Origin of the sequence: Streptomyces shinuiensis (assembly GCF_043660855.1) — a bacterium.
In the GTDB taxonomy this organism is placed as follows: domain Bacteria; phylum Actinomycetota; class Actinomycetes; order Streptomycetales; family Streptomycetaceae; genus Streptomyces.
Window position 1 is genome coordinate 3,538,465 of record NZ_JBIHML010000001.1, and the last position, 17,194, is coordinate 3,555,658.

16 protein-coding genes, 1 tRNA gene and 1 pseudogene are annotated in these 17,194 nt (G+C 72.9%); 6 read left to right on the plus strand and 12 right to left on the minus strand.

Annotated features, from left to right (window positions below; all coding sequences use genetic code 11):
- Positions 1-11 precede the first annotated feature (11 nt).
- The 3 genes from ACGRHY_RS16200 to ACGRHY_RS16210 form a co-directional block, all read right to left on the minus strand.
- Positions 12-1,355 carry an ABC transporter substrate-binding protein gene (locus tag ACGRHY_RS16200; RefSeq protein WP_394636045.1) on the minus strand — a complete coding sequence of 448 codons (1,344 nt, stop codon included), beginning with the start codon at positions 1,353-1,355 and terminating at the stop codon, positions 12-14.
- 68 nt (positions 1,356-1,423) lie between these two features.
- Entirely contained in the window at positions 1,424-2,932 is a 1,509-nt protein-coding gene (locus tag ACGRHY_RS16205) for a glycoside hydrolase family 32 protein (RefSeq protein WP_394636046.1), read from the minus strand.
- Positions 2,933-3,321: 389 nt separating this feature from the next.
- Positions 3,322-4,353, minus strand: a complete 1,032-nt coding sequence (locus ACGRHY_RS16210) for a LacI family DNA-binding transcriptional regulator (RefSeq protein ID WP_394636047.1) — start codon at positions 4,351-4,353, stop codon at positions 3,322-3,324.
- A 1,159-nt stretch (positions 4,354-5,512) separates the two neighbouring features.
- On the opposite strand from ACGRHY_RS16210, the gene ACGRHY_RS16215 reads away from it, so the two are divergent.
- Positions 5,513-5,788 carry a hypothetical protein gene (locus ACGRHY_RS16215; RefSeq protein ID WP_093846752.1) on the plus strand — a complete coding sequence of 92 codons (276 nt, stop codon included), beginning with the start codon at positions 5,513-5,515 and terminating at the stop codon, positions 5,786-5,788.
- Positions 5,785-6,213 carry a type II toxin-antitoxin system VapC family toxin gene (locus ACGRHY_RS16220; protein ID WP_394636048.1) on the plus strand — a complete coding sequence of 143 codons (429 nt, stop codon included), beginning with the start codon at positions 5,785-5,787 and terminating at the stop codon, positions 6,211-6,213. The genes ACGRHY_RS16215 and ACGRHY_RS16220 overlap by 4 nt, the downstream gene beginning before the upstream one ends.
- Before the next feature lie 336 nt (positions 6,214-6,549).
- Here ACGRHY_RS16220 and ACGRHY_RS16225 read toward each other — a convergent pair.
- Together ACGRHY_RS16225 and ACGRHY_RS16230 are read right to left on the minus strand one after the other, a co-directional pair.
- Positions 6,550-6,622, minus strand: a tRNA-Arg gene (locus ACGRHY_RS16225).
- A 140-nt stretch (positions 6,623-6,762) separates the two neighbouring features.
- A complete protein-coding gene (locus ACGRHY_RS16230; RefSeq protein ID WP_394636049.1) occupies positions 6,763-7,311 on the minus strand; it encodes a DUF2752 domain-containing protein in 549 nt (182 codons plus the stop codon).
- 148 nt (positions 7,312-7,459) lie between these two features.
- On the opposite strand from ACGRHY_RS16230, the gene ACGRHY_RS16235 reads away from it, so the two are divergent.
- Positions 7,460-7,810, plus strand: a complete 351-nt coding sequence (locus ACGRHY_RS16235) for a hypothetical protein (RefSeq protein ID WP_394636050.1) — start codon at positions 7,460-7,462, stop codon at positions 7,808-7,810.
- 84 nt (positions 7,811-7,894) lie between these two features.
- Positions 7,895-8,620, plus strand: a complete 726-nt coding sequence (locus tag ACGRHY_RS16240) for a hypothetical protein (RefSeq protein ID WP_394636051.1) — start codon at positions 7,895-7,897, stop codon at positions 8,618-8,620.
- A 54-nt stretch (positions 8,621-8,674) separates the two neighbouring features.
- Here the strand turns inward: ACGRHY_RS16240 and ACGRHY_RS16245 are convergent, their stop codons facing one another.
- Together ACGRHY_RS16245 and ACGRHY_RS16250 are read right to left on the minus strand one after the other, a co-directional pair.
- On the minus strand, positions 8,675-10,510 hold the full coding sequence (locus ACGRHY_RS16245) for a glycoside hydrolase family 3 protein (protein ID WP_394636052.1): 1,836 nt from the start codon (positions 10,508-10,510) through the stop codon (positions 8,675-8,677).
- A 406-nt stretch (positions 10,511-10,916) separates the two neighbouring features.
- A pseudogene (locus ACGRHY_RS16250) lies at positions 10,917-11,425 on the minus strand (GNAT family N-acetyltransferase); the annotation flags it as partial.
- Between the two features lie 182 nt (positions 11,426-11,607).
- Here ACGRHY_RS16250 and ACGRHY_RS16255 point away from each other — a divergent pair.
- Positions 11,608-12,624, plus strand: a complete 1,017-nt coding sequence (locus ACGRHY_RS16255; protein ID WP_394636053.1) for a sigma-70 family RNA polymerase sigma factor — start codon at positions 11,608-11,610, stop codon at positions 12,622-12,624.
- Positions 12,625-12,841: 217 nt separating this feature from the next.
- On the opposite strand, the gene ACGRHY_RS16260 is transcribed toward ACGRHY_RS16255, so the two are convergent.
- Entirely contained in the window at positions 12,842-13,894 is a 1,053-nt protein-coding gene (locus tag ACGRHY_RS16260) for a P1 family peptidase (protein WP_394636054.1), read from the minus strand.
- A 53-nt stretch (positions 13,895-13,947) separates the two neighbouring features.
- Between ACGRHY_RS16260 and ACGRHY_RS16265 the strand changes: the two genes are divergently transcribed.
- Entirely contained in the window at positions 13,948-14,151 is a 204-nt protein-coding gene (locus ACGRHY_RS16265) for a hypothetical protein (protein WP_394636055.1), read from the plus strand.
- A gap of 46 nt (positions 14,152-14,197) precedes the next feature.
- Here ACGRHY_RS16265 and mscL read toward each other — a convergent pair whose 3' ends face one another.
- The 4 genes from mscL to ACGRHY_RS16285 form a co-directional block, all read right to left on the minus strand.
- Positions 14,198-14,788 carry a large conductance mechanosensitive channel protein MscL gene (mscL, locus tag ACGRHY_RS16270; protein ID WP_394636056.1) on the minus strand — a complete coding sequence of 197 codons (591 nt, stop codon included), beginning with the start codon at positions 14,786-14,788 and terminating at the stop codon, positions 14,198-14,200.
- Positions 14,789-14,908: 120 nt separating this feature from the next.
- Complete coding sequence (locus tag ACGRHY_RS16275) at positions 14,909-15,190, minus strand: RcpC/CpaB family pilus assembly protein (RefSeq protein WP_394636057.1); 282 nt, start codon at positions 15,188-15,190, stop codon at positions 14,909-14,911.
- A gap of 613 nt (positions 15,191-15,803) precedes the next feature.
- The gene (locus ACGRHY_RS16280) at positions 15,804-16,634 is read right to left on the minus strand and encodes an S-methyl-5'-thioadenosine phosphorylase (RefSeq protein ID WP_394636058.1); all 831 of its coding nucleotides are present in this window, start codon (positions 16,632-16,634) and stop codon (positions 15,804-15,806) included.
- A gap of 102 nt (positions 16,635-16,736) precedes the next feature.
- Positions 16,737-17,057 (minus strand): FmdB family zinc ribbon protein, encoded by a 321-nt coding sequence (locus tag ACGRHY_RS16285; protein WP_394636059.1) that lies wholly within the window; start codon positions 17,055-17,057, stop codon positions 16,737-16,739.
- Positions 17,058-17,194: the final 137 nt, after the last annotated feature.

Genomic DNA, 17,194 nt, shown 5'->3' on the forward strand with positions numbered 1-17,194 from the left:
CTGGGTGCCGGCTACTGCGACTCGTAGCCGTCGTTGTCCGAGAAGTCCTGGTCGATGGCGCGGGCGGCTTCGGCGAGGGCGGTCTCCGGGTCGGTGCCGCCGTAGACGTCACTCAGCGCCTGGCTGAACTCGGCGGTGACCGTGGGGTACCCGGCGGTGATCGGCCGGGTCACCGCGACGCAGGACTCGTCGACGGCGCTGTCGCCGCAGGGCTTGGAGAGCTGGTCGGCGAAGAGCTGGAGCGGGCCGCCCCGCTTGTACAGCTCGCTCGCGGCCAGGGCGGACCGGGTGCCGGGAGGGGCGCCGTTGGCCGTGGTCATCGCGGTGACGTTGGTGTCGTTCAGCAGGGAGTCGAGGAAGGCGCCGGCGGCCTTGCCGTTCTTGGTGCCGGCGCCGATGCCCCAAGCCCATGATCCCTGCCCGGTCTTGGGGCCGCTGCCGAAGTCGGGCAGGGGCAGGACGACGAGATCGTCACCGAGGGCCTCGCTGTAGGTGGGGTACATCCAGTGGCCGACCCAGCTCAGTGCGGCGCGGCCCTTGGTGAACGCGTTGCCGTCGGTGTTGGGATCGACGTACTTCTTCCAGGACTGGAAGGTCTTCAGCGCCGAGGCCACGGCCGGCGTGTCCAGTACGCCTTCGGCCTTGCCGTTCTCCAGCAGTGAGCCGCCCGCCGACCAGACGATGGGCGCGAAGCCGTAGGTGCCCCACTCGGAGGCGTACCCGTTGGCCTCCTGCAGGTCCAGGCTCTTGCCGTCGGGGTCCTCGGCGGCCAGCTTCTTCACCGCGTCGGTGAATTCGGCCGCGGTCCAGGCATCGGACAGACCCTCGGGGTACTCCACCCCGGCGGCTTCCAGCAGCTTCTTGTTGCCGTAGACGCCGAGCCCGGAGTCGTACATGCCCAGCCCGTACTGCTTGCCGTTGATCTCCCCCTGGGCCTTGACGGCGTCGGTGGCGTTCGCCAGCGTCCCGGCCGAGACGTAGTCACCGATCGGGGCGAGCTTGTTGTTGTAGACGAAGTTCGCCATGGTCGGGCCGTCGAACTCCATCACGTCCGGCAGCCTGGAGGCGTCGGTGGTGGTGATGGTCTTGGTGTAGTCGGCGTCCGGAATCAGGGTCAGCTTGACCTGGACCTTCTCCTGCGAGGAGTTGAAGGACTCCACCGCGTCCTGCAGCGCGTCGGCCTCGGCCTTGACGCCCTGGTGGGCCCAGACGGTGATGGTGCCCGTGCCGCTGCCCATCTCGGCGGAGGTGCCGGTGCCGCTGCCCCCGCCGCAGGCGGCCAGCGCGGTCAGGGGCAGGACGAGCGCCAGGGCCGTGCAGGCCGTTCGGCGGGATCTTGTGGTGCCGGGTTTCATGGTGGGTTCCTCCGGTGTGCGGTGCGGATGAGGGCGGGTGGTGCGGGGATCCGGGGTCGGCACGCGCCTCACGGCGAGGTGGGCGGCGACTCCGCCGTGGGGGCCTGCCCGTCCGGCAGACCGGGTTCGGAGCCCGGTTCCCCGATCACGAGGGGCAGCAGTTCCCAGGCGTCGACCGTGTGGCCCAGGCGTGCGCCCGGAGCGGTGCGGGCCTCAAGACGCCAGGGTCCCTCCCCCGTGGGGTAGAAGCGCAGGGTGAGAGCCTGGCCGGTGGAGGTCAGGAAGACTTCGGCGATGGAGTGGTCGACGATCACGCGCAGGTCGACCGGCTGCCCGGTGGGGCAGGGCATCCGGTAGGAGCCGCCGTGCGCGCGGCCGTCCAGCGAGGCGTGGTCGCGGTCGACGACCAGTACGCCCGCGGCGGCGTCGAGGCGGATGTCGAGATACTCGGAGCCGTCCGCGGTGGTGAGCAGCCGCAGGCTCACCGCTCCCGCCGTCTCCAGACGGGCCGTCAGGTCGAAGGCGCGGCCCACGGTGCCCAGTTCCGTGGGCTCCGGGCCGTGGCCGTGGTCGACACCCTCGGCATGGAGGGTGTGTTCGCCGCGAAGGGCGAGCAGTTCGGCAGCGGGACGCTGACACAGCGTGCCGTCGCCGCCGACCGAGATCTCGCGGGGGTGGGTCAGTACACCGGCCCATCCCTCCGACACCGCCCAGGACTCCTCGCGGGCTTCCGCGGACCAGCCCCACAGCAGCCACCTGCCGCCCGGCGCCCGCAGCAGGGCGGGGGCGTAGCAGTCCGGACCGTGGTCGACGAGGACGGGCGGGCCGGCCTCGAAGACACCGCCGCGTTCCTCGCCGACGAGGGCTGTGACGCAGCGTGCGCCGTCGTGGTCGTTCCACGCGCTGAAGACGAGGGCACCGGGCCGTCCGGACTGCGGCGGCAGGTACTGGGGGCACTCCCAGCCCTCACCGGTGTGCAGGCCGGTGTCGCCGACCGGCTCCCGATCACGGGCGTCGAAGGGGCCCAGGTGGGTCCAGGACTCCAGGTCCGGCGACTCGTACAGCAGCGCCGCACCACGTCCGTCCGCGAGGGCGGCGCCGACCAGCATCCGCCACCTGTCGCCGTCCCGCCACACGTACGGGTCGCGGTACATGGTGCAGTCCTCGGGCCATGCGGGGATGGCCAGGCCCTCCCGCGGGCTGAAGGTCCGGCCGCCGTCACGGGAGGTGGCAGTGGTGACCGGCTGATGACGGGGCGAGCGGTCCCAGCGGTTCGCCGAGTAGAAGACGACCAGCCGGTCGCCGTCGGAGACGGCGTTGCCGGAGAAGCAGCCGTCGGCGTCCACGCCGCCCGGGGCCGGGGACAGGGCGATGGGCAGCGGCTCCCAGTCCACCAGGTCGGGGCTGCGGAAGTGGCCCCAGTGCATGTTCGCGTGGGTCGAGCCGTAGGGGTTGTACTGGTAGAAGACGTGATAGTGGCCGTCATGGAAGACCAGCCCGTTGGGGTCGTTGATCCAGTTCCGTGGTGGTCGCAGATGCGCGACGGGCCGGTACGGATCGCATGGCGCGGTGGACACACGCGTGCCTTTCGGTATGCGCAGCAGAGCATGCGAGGACGGACGGTCATCTGACGGGCCGGCCGGGACCCCCCGGGGGATCCCGGGGAAGGCGGCTTCCACCGGCACCCGCCACAGGCCCTCGTGGCCCGGCGGCGGAAGCCGGGCCCGGCACGCTGCCGACGGCGGGACGCGGGAAGGGCGGTGAGGCGCCGACGACGGGCCGGCCGGAAGCGCGGCTCAGCGCTCCGCGGCGCTGTCGCATGTCAGACGGGCACGCCGCCTCGGCGGCTCGCCCAAGATCTCAGGGGACATGTGTGTACCCTCACTGTGTTCCGAATGCCGACAGGACCGACGACCGGTTGCGACGGTCGCCTGTCACGGTGCGAAACGCTTCGCCGCTTTGGGGGTCAGAGTCGGGGCGGCGAAGTGACCGATGCCCGCGCCACCAGCGGGCAAGGCAGCAGTTCCTGGTTGCCCGGGCCCGGTGGCCGGCCCGGAGTCCTGGTGAGTGCGAGCAACTGGGCCACAGCCCGTGCCCCCATCTCGTAATGCGGGAGCTGAACCGTGCTCAGCCGTGGGTGGACCGACTCGCAGACCAGCTCCTGGTTGTCGAACCCGATGACCGACAGGTCGCCGGGAACGGACAGTCCCAGCTCGGCGGCAGCCCGGTAAGCACCGGCCGCCATACGGTCGTTGAAGCAGAACAACGCCGTGGGGCGTCGTTCCGGCGTCAGCAGGCGTCGCGCGGCGCGGTAGCCGGCGTCCACGTCGCCGCCGACCGTGTTGAACGGCACCGCCGTTTCGGCGGCGACCAGAGAGGGGTCGTAGGCGACACCGACCTCGGCCAGCGCCTTGCGGTAGCCCTCCAGACGGCCCTGCCGAGCGGGAAGACCGACGGTCTGCACGGTCACACCGATCCGGCGGTGACCGTGGTCGATCAGCTCGCGCACCGCCGCGTAACCGCCCTGGACCTCGTCCGGTACCACGAAGGGGACGGAGGAATCGCTCGAGCCCGCGTCCAGCAACACCGTCGGCGTCGAGCGCAGGCTCTCCGGCAGGTCGACGATGCGGTGGTACATGGCCGCGTACACCACCCCGTCCACCTGCCGCTGGAGCAGCATCTCGATGCTCGTGCGCTCCAGCCCGGCGTCGCCGCTCGTGTTGACCACCAGCAGCACCAGACCCTCGGCCGCGGCGGCCTCCTGCGCACCCAGGATCATCCGGCCCGCATGGGGGGTCGTGGCGATCTCGTCGCTGACGAACCCGATGGTCTGCGACCGCTGCAGCCTCAGTCCCCGGGCGAGGCCGTTCGGCGCGTATCCGAGCTCTTCGGCGATCCGGAGGACGCGCTGCCGGGTCTCCGGGCTGATCCGCTTGCCCTCGACCCGGTTGAGGATGTGGGACACGGTCGTGACGGACACACCTGCCGTCTCGGCCACGTCCTTGATCCTGCTCCGGCGCGCCATTACCCCTGCCAAAATGGTTGATTCCGGGTTGCCCAATCGATTTGGCATCCGCGTGCACATGAGGGTGCCGTCAGCCGAAGCCGCTGTCAATGGCTTGTTCCGAACCCGTGGAGGGCTGCCCGCTCATGCATCGCCCACGTGCCCGGGACGCTTCTCGCCCACGGCGGAGCGGGCACCGGTACACGCGAGCGCGGCAAGATCCACGAGGAGCTCGCCGGCTGCGCCGGCACAGCTGTTGGGCCACCGGCCCCACGGCCGGACAGAGCAGCGCGGTTCCTCCGAGCGCTGCACCCGCCGAGAGCAGGACCCCCGGAGGCCCGGGCGCCCTCGAGGACCTTGAGGAATCCGGCGCGTACCGCGACAAGGGCAGAGAACAGCACCGTGACCAGCGGCCAGGAAGTCCAGGCACTGTTCGCGGGTTCGGAGGCCGACGTGGGAGGGGCGCCGGAGCGGACGACCGGTGCCGGGTGTGCACGGCGACGCTTCCTTCTCGGGCCGGTGGCGGAGGAAGGCGTCAGGGGCGGGTTCGGCGGACGAGCCCGGCAGCGCGCCGGCCGTGGCGATACGGGTGTGTCGCACCGAAGGCACTCGAGCATCCTCGGAGGCGGGCCCGGCCATCGCCGCGGCCGCAGGCCGACTCGGACCGCCCGTCCGTGCCACCTACGAGAGCACCGGTTCCGAAGCAGAGTCCGAGTGATCCGCGAGGACGGGGAAGAGACCACCGTCAGGGAGACGCGGCATCCGCGTGGCACGCATGGGACCCGGCTTCGAACACGACGAAGGGCCGGCCCGGGAGGCCCCCCTGGGCCGACCCTTCGTGCTGTGCCCCCGGCAGGATTCGAACCTGCGACACCCGCTTTAGGAGTTTCCTCTGGACGGGGTGGTGAGCTGCGGAAACGTCGCCCACAGGGCCTCTGGACCGGGAAACTCCCCTCCGCGGTTCTCACGTGTTCGCAGGGGTTCCCGGCCTCATGTGTGCCAAATCCGTTCCGGGCGACCACCTCGCCGGAGTCGGAGTCCCGAACCCAGGCGGATGCCCACCCCGGCCGCAAAACTGTGAGCGGGCGGGCGGAAACCCGTAGCCTGGGGGCGACAGCGCTACGCCACCCGACCAGTTGCGGAGGGGATGCCGATGACCACAGCTCCCAGCGGTGGGCCCCACCCGCCGTCCCAGTCGTCGTCGCATCCGCTGCGGACCATCCGTGACATCCGGGAGTCCTTGCCCGAGGACCAGCGTCGGCACTTCGACACGGAACTCACCGATACGGAGATCGAGGCGCTGCCCGAGATGCTCCACCGCTGGGTGACGCTGAGCAACGACGGCTTCGAGGAGTTCCTGCTCTCCGCTCCCTTCGAGGGGCTGGACTTCGGCGCCCGCTCCTACGACGAACATGCGGACACCGAGTGATCTACCTGCTCGACACCAACGTCGTAGCCGAACTCACCGCCCGGGCGAGGCCGGACCCACGCGTCATGGCCTGGTTCCGGTCCACGGCCAGGCCCAACCGCTTTCTGAGCGTGATCACTGTTGCCGAGATCGAGGCAGGGGTGGCCGCCACTCCGGATCCCGTACGGCAGGCCCGCTACGCCCGAGCGCTCGCCGCGGTACGGCACGAATACCACGACCGCGTCGCGTCGATCGGCGGGCCGGAAGCAGCCGCCTACCTTGCGATCCACAAGACACTCAAGGCCGCCGGTGCGGGCATCGACCCACCGGATGCCCTGATCGCCGCCACCGCCCTGGCCAACGGCTGGACCGTAGCCACCCGGAACGTCAAGCACGTGGCCCGGACCGGGGCCCTGGTGATCAACCCGTGGGAGGGGGAGCTGTAAGCGGCACTCGTCCCGTGGTCACGATTCACTCTGTTGACGCCGGACGTGGGACCTGTGTGCGGTTCTCCTCTGCCCTCCGGTCGCTCCCACGTTCGCCGTCCCCACCTCTGGCGGCAGTGTCCCGGAGAGCGACCTGCTCCGAGTCTTCAGCCGCTCCAACGTCCAACACGACCAGCGACCGTGAGCCGGGACGTTGTTGGCGGGGCTCCGGTGCGTGATCCGCGAAAGCGGGGAGAGGCCACCGGTCGGGGAGACACAGCACGCATGGGACCCGGCTTCGAACACGGCGAAGGGCCGGCCCGGGAGGGTTGCCTCCCGGGCCGGCCCTTCGGCCCGTGCCCCCGGCAGGATTCGAACCTGCGACACCCGCTTTAGGAGAGCGGTGCTCTATCCCCTGAGCTACGAAGGCAGAACCCGTGCGAGGTTTTGTCGGGCCGCACGGCGCACTGCGGCGCCCTCCGGGACGCCTGATCGACAGGATACCGGATCAGGGCTCGGGCGAGCGCACCCGTTCGGTGTCCGGCCGGGTAGGGGCCGGGGCACGGGCGGTCAGTCGTGGCCCGGATGCCGTGAGCGGTGCAGACGTACGGCCACCGCGACCGCGGTGAGCGGCACCGCGACCGCGTACAGCAACAGCCCGGTCGGTACTCCGGTTTCCGGGCCGGTGCGCAGTAGTCCGGCGTGCGCCTGCTGGTTGAGCGTCAGCACGACGAGCAGGACCAGGGCGCAGACGACGGCGGTACGGCGGTGCGTCACCCGGACGTTCAGCCATCGGCCGGTCCCTCGGCCGAACGCCTCGCGGGCCACCGCGGCGAACGCGCCCACGAGCACGGGGAGGCCGAGCGGGTTGTACCGCCACGCCTCGCCGAAGCGTCCGAGCGCGGCCGCGTGCACCGCGCGGGTACCGCCGCACGTCGGTCCCATCACACCGGCGTAGTGCAGGGGGCTGTGCAGGTCCACCGGTGGCAGTCCGAAGACCGCCATGGCCGCGCCGGCCACGAGCCCGGCCAGGGCCGTCGGGCCCGCCCAGCTGTGCCGGTCCCCGTCCTCCAGGGCCAGACGGAGGGGCGGCCGCACCCGCTTCCGCGCGTCTGCCATGTTCCTCCTCCGCGAGGCCGCCGGTCGCCACCGGTTGTCGTCCGGCGGTGACCTTACAGCCCGCTGTGCCGACACGGCTCTGGGCGGCTTCGGCCGGCTGCTGTAGTTTGACCGGCCGATGACAGGACCGTGGAGGGAGCCGCCTCGGATGCGCGCAGGGACGGTGGTGCGCTGGCTGGTGCTGACGGCAGTTCCCGTCTTCGCGCTGGCGCACGGGTTCGCCGGGGCGGCCACCCACCTGCCGCACCACCCCGACCGTGCGCTCGCGGCCGTGGCCGGGCCCCTGTCCGACTCCGGGCCGGACGAACACGGCGGGCACGGCGGGGCGTCCTGCGATGTCGTCGCCGGAGGCGGCTCCCACCAGCAGCCTCCGGCCGTGGGCGGCTGCGTCGTCGCGCCGGCCTCGCCGCGCGGCGGAACGGCGCCGCACGGCGGGGCCGCGTCGTCCCGGTCGCCTCCGGGACCGTCTCCGGTCGCTCTTTCCGTACTGCGGATCTAGAGGGTGCGCCGCGTACGCGATCCGTGTGCGGGTGGCGTACGTGCCAGGTGACATCCGCGGATCCGACGGAACGGAACGAATCACATGGGAACCAGACGCAGGACCAAGGGCGGGAAAGGGGCGCGCACCGCGCCGGGAGGCGTGGGCGCGGACCGAGTCCTCGCGGCCTTCGCCTCGCTGGGGGCCGCCGCGATCCACGTCGCGGCGGCTGCGGACCATTACGACCAGTGGTGGGTCTCCGGGCTGTTCTTCTACGCCGCCGGGATCTTCCAGGCCGGCTGGTCGGTGGTCGCGCTGCGGACAGCCCACCCGGCCGGAATGGTCGTCGGCCTGCTCGCCAACGTCGCCGTCATCGCCACCTGGGCGGTCAGCCGGACGGCGGGGGTTCCGGTGGGGCCCGGCGCGGGCGTGCCGGAGCACATCGGCCGGGCGGGCATCACCGCTGTGGCCTTCGAGGCGGTGGTCTGCCTGGTGGCGGTCCGGTACGTGCGGCGCCGGGTCGCACGTGGCCTCGCCTCCCCGCTGCGGGCGGTGGTGCTGGCCGGCGTCGCCGCTTCTGCCGTGACGGGCCTGACGGTCCCCGCGGTGGAGAGCGCGGTCAGCCACAGCCACGGCACGGCGGAGGAGCCGTCGGCGCCGCACGGCCACGGTGACGGCGGCGAAGGAGACGGCCACGACGAACACGGCGACGGCGGCTCTCCGGAACCGGACGCGGGTACCGCGTCGTCGGCGCCGCCCGGACGGTCCACGGGCGACGGGCAGGACGGGCAGGACGGGCACGGCCACGGTGGCGAGCCGCACGGCCACTGACGGCCCCGCGGGCAGAGGAACGGCGCCGGCTCCTCCCCCCGCGGGCCGCCGGCGTCAGTACGTCAGGCCGTGTCCGAAGGGGTAGAGGGTGCCGGTCGAGCCGAGGGCCGGGATGGCGACCGGGAGCCTGCCGGCGGGGGAGAGGTCGCCATAGGCGGTGCGGACGGCGGCCCGGAGGGAGGGGGCACCGTAGGAGTAGGTGGCCAGGTAGGCGGGGACGCCGGGGAAGCGGCGGATGTCGTACGGGTTGCGGACGGCGACGGCGACGACGGGTGTGCCGGTGTCCATCAGGGCCTGGACCAGCCTCGCCTGGGCGGCGCCCTTCTCGGAGCCCGCCGCGGCCGCGTTGACGGAGACGATCACCAGGCCGTGGCCCGCCGCCGCGCGGGCCGCCCCGGTGATGCGGTCCGCGGAGGGGACCGCGCCCGTCTCCAGCACGGCGGCGCTCTGGCCGGGCCGCTCGGCGACGGCGTCGGCGAGGGCCCGGGTGGTGCCCACCCCCCAGCCCGTCACCAGGACGGAGCGGGCGCCGGAGGAGAGGGGAAGGAGGGAGCCCTCGTTCCTGACCAGGGTGACCGTGCGGTCGGTGATGGCCCGGGCATCGGTCCTGTGGTGCTCGGCGCCGACGGTGCGCACGGCGTGCTGCTCGTCCACGTACGGGTGCCGGAAGAGGTCCCGGCGGAGTTTGTGCGCCAGGATCCGCTCCACCGAGGCGTCCAGGCGGGAGGCGGGGATCCGCCCGCTGCGCACGGCCTCCAGGACGGCGCCGTGGGCGGTGTCCAGCTCCGGCGCCAGGACGAGCTGGTCGCAGCCCGCCTCGAGGGCCCGGACCGGCGCCACGTCCGGCGGGAACTGGCCCGAGGCACCCTGCATGTCCAGGGCGTCGGTGACGATCAGGCCCTCGAAGCCCAGCTCCTCGCGCAGCAGTCCGGTGACGATCGGCCGGGACATGGTGGCCGGGACGCCCGACGGGTCCAGGGCCGGGACGACGATGTGGGCCGTCATGATCGTGTCGACGCCGCGCGCGATGGCGGCCCGGAAGGGGGGCAGGTCGATGTGCTCCAGTTCCTCGCGGGTGTGGTCGATCCGCGGGAGGCCGGTGTGGCTGTCGGTGTCGGTGTCGCCGTGTCCGGGGAAGTGCTTGGCGGCGGAGGCGACCCGGCCGCGGTGGTAGCCGCTCACGGAGGCGCCGACCAGGGAGGCGCACAGGGCGGGGTCGGAGCCGAAGGAGCGGACGCCGATGACCGGGTTCTCGGGGTTGACGTTGACGTCGGCGACCGGGGCGTAGTTCTGGTTGACGCCCACCGCCGCCAGCTCCAGACCGGTGATCTCGGCCGAGCGCCGGGTGTCGGACGTGGACCGGCCCGCCGCCAGCGCCATGTTCCCGGGCAGGAGGGTGGCGGGGTCGGTGAGGCGGTAGACGACGCTGCCGCCCTCCTGGTCGATGGAGACCAGCAGCGGCACACGGGCGCCGGCGCTGCGCGCGGCCCGCTGGAGGCCGTTGGACAGACGGGCGGTCCGGAGCGGGTCGCGGACGTTGTCGGGGCCGCGGCGGGCGTCGAAGTAGATCACTCCGCCCGGCCGGTACTTGGCGACGACCTCGGCGGGGGTGTCCACGCCGTACAGGGCGCGGTTGCCCGCGGAGGCCGTGTCGGCGGCCTGTCCGTAGACCTCGACGACGAAGAGCTGCCCGACCTTGTCCTCCAGGGACATACGGCGGACCAGGGCCCGGGCCCTGGCGCGTACGCGGTCGGTGCCTGAGGCGGCGGCCGGTCCGGTGCCGGCGTGCGCCGGGGAGGAGAGGGCGGCGGAGGCGGTCAGCGCCGCGGTGACACCGAACAGGCCGGTGGCGAGGGCTTGTCTGCGACTGGGAGTCGCGGGCTGCTGCATCGGGTCTCTCCTCACATGGGCGGACGGAACGGGTGGGGCCGGTGGTGCGCGTGCGGAAGGGACGGCGTGCGGGGGCGGGCGCCGGAGCCGTGGCGGCCACATCGTTCCAGCGTGTCGGGCCCGCGGCCAGAGGGGCGCGGGACTGTCAGTGGTCGGGCCATTGGCGGGGCGCGGGGGGAGGAGCGGAAGGAGGGCTCGGGGGCCGAGCCGGGAGGGTGGCTTCGGGGGGAGCGGTTCGGGCGGGTCCACCGGGATTGTGCGGTGGTGGCCGGCGCAGGGTGCGGCGACGCGCGGCGGGGGCGCGGCACGGTGGCCCCGGAGGGTGACGCGGTCGGGTGCTGTGCGCGGGCGGCGGGTGCGCCGGGCACTGGGCGCCGGACGCCTCAGCAGCGCCTCGGGAGCCCGGCGGCTTCTCGTACCAGGCCACGTCCCGGTACCGGCCGAACTTCCGGCCGACCTCGCCGTACGTGCCGATGCGGCGGAAGCCGAAGCGGGCGTGGAGGCGTACGGAGGCCTCGTTGGGCTGGGCGATGCCCGCGTGGGCGCGGTGGACGTCCTCGCCGCGGAGGGCGTCGAAGAGGTGCTCGTACAGCAGGGTGCCGACGCCCCGTCCGCACGCGTCGGGAGCGAGGCGGACGCCTGTCTCGACCGGGGTGGAGCAGGCGGGCTCGGGGCGGAAGGGCTGCTGGTGGCGTAGCCCAGGGCGCGGTTCGAATCCGCGTCCTGGGCAACCGGAAGGCGGTTCGGGCCGTCCTCGGGGTGGGAGAGCAGTCAGGGATGTCTGGCCCCGCCGGTCAGGGGCACGATGTCGAATATGACGGGGGTCTCGCGGACGCAGTGGTTGCAGATGTCCGTCAGGTCCGGAAGGTCGCCCTCCTCGCCCGCTCCGACCTGGACTTCCCCGCGTTCCGTCATGGAAGGCCCCCTCTGTGTGGCGGCGCAGAATACCGCAAGATCCGGAAAAACGATGCGCGCCGCGGGAATTCTGTCCGGATTGAAGTCGTTGATTCCATCGGAACGGGCACCCGAACCAGGAGACGCCGGGTGGCTGGACCGCCACCGACCAGTTGTAGACCACGACTCGCAAGGGAGTACGCATGGCAACCCGTGCCGTCGCCCGTCGTCAGGCCGACCCCAAAGGCGCTGACGAGGCACGACCTGTACGTACCTCGTCGGCAGGGGATGTAGCGGACCGGGACCTGGTCGGCATGTACCTCGACGAGATCGCCCGCACCCCGCTGCTGGACGCGGCGAAGGAGGTCGAGCTCTCACTCGCCATCGAGGCGGGCGTGTACGCCCGGCAGATCCTCGACGGCGATGTCGAGCCCGTCTCGGGGGACTCGCCGGGTGCGACCGCGACTCGCGAGGAGCTGGAGGCCGTGGCCGCCGAAGGCGAGCGTGCCAAGGACGTGTTCATCCGCTCCAACCTGCGCCTGGTCGTCGCCGTCGCGCGGCGCTACCCCCGCAGCGGTCTGCCGCTGCTGGATCTGATCCAGGAGGGGAACGCGGGCCTGGTGCGGGCGGTGGAGAAGTTCGACTACCGCAAGGGCTTCAAGTTCTCCACGTACGCGACGTGGTGGATCCGCCAGGCCATCACGCGGTCGATCGCCGACCAGTCGCGCACCATCCGCCTCCCCGTCCACCTGGTCGAGGAACTGGGACGGATCCGGCGCGTGCAGCGGGAGTTCAACCGCGAGCACGGCCGCGACCCCGAGCCCGCCGAGATCGCCGAGGAGCTGGGCTCCAACCCCGAGCGCATCACGGACGTGCTGGACTGGGCGCGTGACCCGGTCAGCCTGAACATGTCCGTGGACGACGAGGGTGAGACGCAGTTCGGCGATCTGCTGGAGGACACCTCCGCGACCTCTCCCGAGGACTCCGTGCTCGTGATGCTGCGGCGCGAGGAACTGGAGGGCATGATCGGCCGGCTCGACGACCGGACCGCCTCCATCATCCGGGCGCGCTACGGCATCGAGGACGGGCGCGAGCGCACGCTGACCGAGGTCGGCAAGCAGCACGGCCTGACGAGGGAACGCATTCGCCAGATCGAGAAGCACGCCCTGCTCGAACTGAAGAAGATGGCCCATGACACGGGCTTCGACGCGGCGGCGTGACGGCGTCCGGCGCGGTGGGGCACACCGCGCCGCGACGGGACACGACCGAAGACGACCGGACACGCACCCTGGACAGGGACCCCGGCGCACCCCCAGCGCCGGGGTTCCGCTGTGTCCGGGGCCCCGTTGTGTGCCCGGCCCGCGACGCCCGGCACTGGGGGTGCGTGCGGCGGACGGTGAGGTGGGGCCGGGAATCCGCAGCCGGTGACGTACCGGCTCAGGGGCGGCCGTAGAGGTCGTGGTAGGCCGGGAAGACTCCGCCCGGGCCGTCCACGCCCTCCGCGGCCCGTACCGCTTTGACCACCGCACGCGTCAGGGTGTCGGCGCCGGCCGCCAGCACGTCGTTGATCTCCTCCGCCTCCAGGCGGCGTGCGCCGGTGGACAGGGTGAAGACGGTGTCCCCGTCGGTGAGCAGATGCACCGGGCGGACCGCGCGGGCCAGCCCGTCGTGGGAGGTGCCCGCCAGTTTCTGCGCCTGGGCGGGGGTGAGCCCCGCGTCGGTGGCCACCACGGCCAGCGTGGTGTTGAGCGGCGTGCGCACCGAGGCGGCAGAACGGCGCTCCGACTCCTGCTGGGCGGCGGCCAGGGCTCGCAGCGCCTCGGCGTGCTCGGTCTCCGGGGGGAAGACCGGACGTTTGCCGTACAGCTCGCCGTAGAGCACGCCCGTGGCCGGGTCCAGGGCCGAGCCCACCGCGTTGACCACGGCCAGCGCGCCCACCGTGGTGCCCGAGGGCAGAACCGTGCTCGCGGTCCCCACCCCGCCCTTGAGACCGCCCGCCACGGCTCCCGCACCGGCCCCGACGCTGCCCTGGGGGACCGGCTCGCCGACGCCCGTACGGGCGGCCGCCTCGGCCGCCTCCCGGCCGAGCGCGGCGTCGGGGCGGGCCCGCCAGGAGCCGCCGCGGCCCAGGTCGAAGAGGCAGGCGGCCGGGACCACGGGCACCACCTGGTCCGGCTCCGGGCCGACGGGGAAGCCCCTGCCCCGCTCCTCCAGCCAGGCCGTCACCCCGCAGGCGGCGTCCAGCCCGAAGGCGCTGCCCCCGGTCAGCACCACGGCGTCGACGCGCTCCACCAGGTTGCGCGGGTCCAGGGCGTCGGTCTCCCGGGTGCCGGGTCCGCCGCCCCGCACGTCCACGGCTGCGGTCGCCCCGCCCTCCGGGGCGAGGACCACGGTCGTGCCCGTCAGCCAGCCGTCGCCGATCCGCTGGGCGTGGCCGACCCGCAGGCCCTGGACATCCGTCAGTGCGTCGTTGACCCTCGAGGCGCTCATGAGGCCATGATCCTCCTCCCGGGAGCGGACCGGGGCCGCCGTACTCTGGAGGGATGAGCACCTCCGCCACTCCCGGCTCCGGCCCCGGCGCCGCGCCCCGCGACCCGGCCTCCGCGCTGGACTTCTCCGATCCGCTGAACCGGCCCTCGGCCGACGACACCGACCGCGGCTGGGGCGAGCGCCCGGAGGCGGGCGGCGACGGCGGTGCGGGCGACCTGGCCCGCTTCCTGGACGAGAAGCCTCCGCACCACCTGTGAGACCGCCTGGGAGGTCGCCTGTGAGGCGCCCGGGGGAGCGCCCGCGTCAGGCCTTCCCGGAGGCGCCCCCGGACGCGCCGGATGCACCGGACGGCCCCCCGGTGCCCGGCCGGGCACCGTCCTCGGGGGCGTTGCGCTGCGCCGCCAGCAGGCCGGCGGCGTCCGCGGTGCCGTCGCCGTCGCGCTGGGCCAGCAGCGCGTCGCGGATCTCGGTGAGCAGCTCCACCTCGGTCCTCTGGACCGGAGTCGCGGCCGCTTCCGCCGCCTCCTCGGCGCTCAGGGCGTCCAGCCGCTTCTTGAACCTGTTCATCGGCACGATCATCAGGAAGTAGACGACCGCGGCGGTGATCAGGAAGGTCAGCGCGGCGCTCAGCACCGAGCCCCACTTGACCGCGATGCCGCTGATGGCCGCACCGGTCGCCTCGTCGAACTCGCAAGGGCCCTGGAGACAGGACTGGTAGCGGTCGAGGTCCCTGGGGCCGATGGAGCCCACCACCGGGTTGATGACGCCCTCCACCACCGAGTTGACGATCTTGGTGAAGGCAGCCCCGATGACGACGGCAACGGCCAGATCGACCACGTTGCCCCGCATCAGGAATGACCTGAACCCGGCCAGGACGCCCTGCTTCTCGCTCAACGGACCGCCTCTCCTCCGCACACGCGCTCCGGCCTCCGCCGGATGAACGCAGCACACGCTGCACGAACACCGCGCGCACTGTCCAGTCCGGGCCACACTCCCGGCCCTGGTGGGCTGCGGTCAGCACAGTGTCACCGCCAGACGGGAGTGCGCCGCCGCGCCGGCGAGCCGGGCGGCCGTCGGCCGGGGCACCGAGAGCACCACCAGCGCCCCCTCCCGGCCGCCGGAGCCAGCCTCCGGCCCGGAGGCCGGCTCGGGTACGGCCGCCACCCGCACGTTCCGGGCGATGGTCCGCGCGCTGTCCGCCGGGGTGCCGACGGGCGCGGCCAGCACGTCCACCCTGTCCCCGGGACGCAGCAGCCGCACCGCCCCCGCGTCCGTGATCCGCACCGGGGCGTCCACCGTCGCATCGCCTTCCTCCCCGTCCGGGGACGCGGGCGGAGCCGGACCCGCCGGTACTCCCCCGGCCGCCGACCGGGCCGCCGGGAGCGCGCGGTCCCCGTTCCCGTCCCCGTTCCCGCTTCCGGACGCCCCCCAGAGGGCGGCACCTGCGGAGGCGACGGCCAGCAGCAGTGCCACCGCCCGGAACCACCGGCCCGCCGCCCGGAGGGGGCCGAGAGGGCCCCGCCCCGCGCGCACCGGTTCGAATTCCGGCACGGGGCCGGCGGCCGGAGGGCGTGAGGGTGGAGGCAGGGAGTGGGGCGTGGAAAGGGAGGGAGCGGAGTGAGAAGGGCGGGGGGAAGAGGGCGAAGAGGGCGAAGAAGAGGAAAGGGAGGTGGTAGGGGGAGTGGGGTGGAAGGAAGAGGACATCGCGGTCACCGCCTTGTGGTGGAAACACCCCAACGATGTCCGGTTCCGCGGCAACCTGCCGGGCCCTGTGGACTGCCCACCGGTTGTGGACAACTCGCTCACCCGTACGAGGTAGAGGAACCGCGCGAGCCGCATCCACCCCCCTACCGCGCCGCTCCCGCCGGTCCCGCAGCGCCAGTGGCCGGGGCCGGGAGACCGGCAGCCCCTACGGAAGATCGATCCCCGGGTCCATCCCGTCCAGCGCCGCCGCGCATGCGCAGTCCCGCTCCGCCGGCAGCCCGGCCACCGTGTCGAAGAGCACCTCGCGCAGCCGTCCGACGTTCTGCGCGAAGACCTGGAGCACCTCCTCGTGCGAGACGCCCTCGCCCGTCTCCGCACCGGCGTCCAGATCGGTGACCAGCGCCATAGAGGAGTAGCACAGGCCCAGTTCGCGGGCGAGGACCGCCTCCGGGTGCCCGGTCATCCCGACCACCGACCAGCCCTGCGCCGCGTGCCAGCGCGATTCCGCGCGGGTCGAGAAGCGCGGCCCCTCGATCACCACCATGGTGCCGCCGTCCACCGGCTCCCAGCCGCGTCCGCGCGCAGCCGCGACGGCCGCCGCCCGGCCCGTCTCGCAGTAGGGGTCGGCGAATGACAGGTGCACCACGTTCGGCACCGAGCCGTCCGGCAGCGCCTCGCCGTCGTAGTAGGTCTGGACGCGGGACTTGGTGCGGTCCACGAGCTGGTCCGGCACCACCAGCGTGCCGGGCCCGTACTCGGGCCGCAGACCGCCCACCGCGCACGGCCCCAGCACCCGCCGCACACCGACCGAGCGCAGGGCCCACAGGTTGGCCCGGTAGTTGATCCGGTGCGGGGGCAGATGGTGTTTGCGGCCGTGCCGGGGCAGGAAGGCCACCCTGCGCCCGGCGATCTCGCCGATGAAGAGGGAGTCGCTGGGCTCGCCGTACGGTGTGTCCACCGCGACCTCTATCACGTCGTCCAGGAACGAGTAGAACCCTGACCCGCCGATGACGCCTGTCTCCGCCTGTGCGCTCATGGCCGAACACACTAGCCCCCGACGCCGCGACCCCGCCGCGGTGCGCACCGCGGCGGGGTCGGAACAGGCCGGTTACGGCTCCGGGCCGCAGGCGCGACGGGGTCAGGCCGCCGAGGAGCCGGCCTTGGACGACGAGCCGCCGGACGAGCCCGAGCTCTTCTCGGAAGAAGAGGAGGACGCCGACGACGAAGACGACGTCGAAGAGGACGACGTCGAAGAGGACGACGACGCACCGCCGGACGAGGAGCCGCGGCTGTCGTTCCGGTAGAAGCCGGAGCCCTTGAAGACGATGCCGACCGCGGAGAACACCTTCTTCAGGCGGCCGTTGCAGCTCGGGCACTCGGTGAGCGCGTCGTCGGTGAACTTCTGAACCGCTTCCAGGCCCTCGCCGCACTCGGTGCACTGGTACTGATAGGTCGGCACTTGCTCCTCCTGGCACTCTTCCTTGTGGAGTGCTAACGACGCACCATGGTGCAGCATTCCGGCGGCTTAGTCCACCGGGGAGCGGCGGACGGTGACCCTCGCCACGCCCCGGCGTGCCTCTCCTGTCCTCCGCCCGG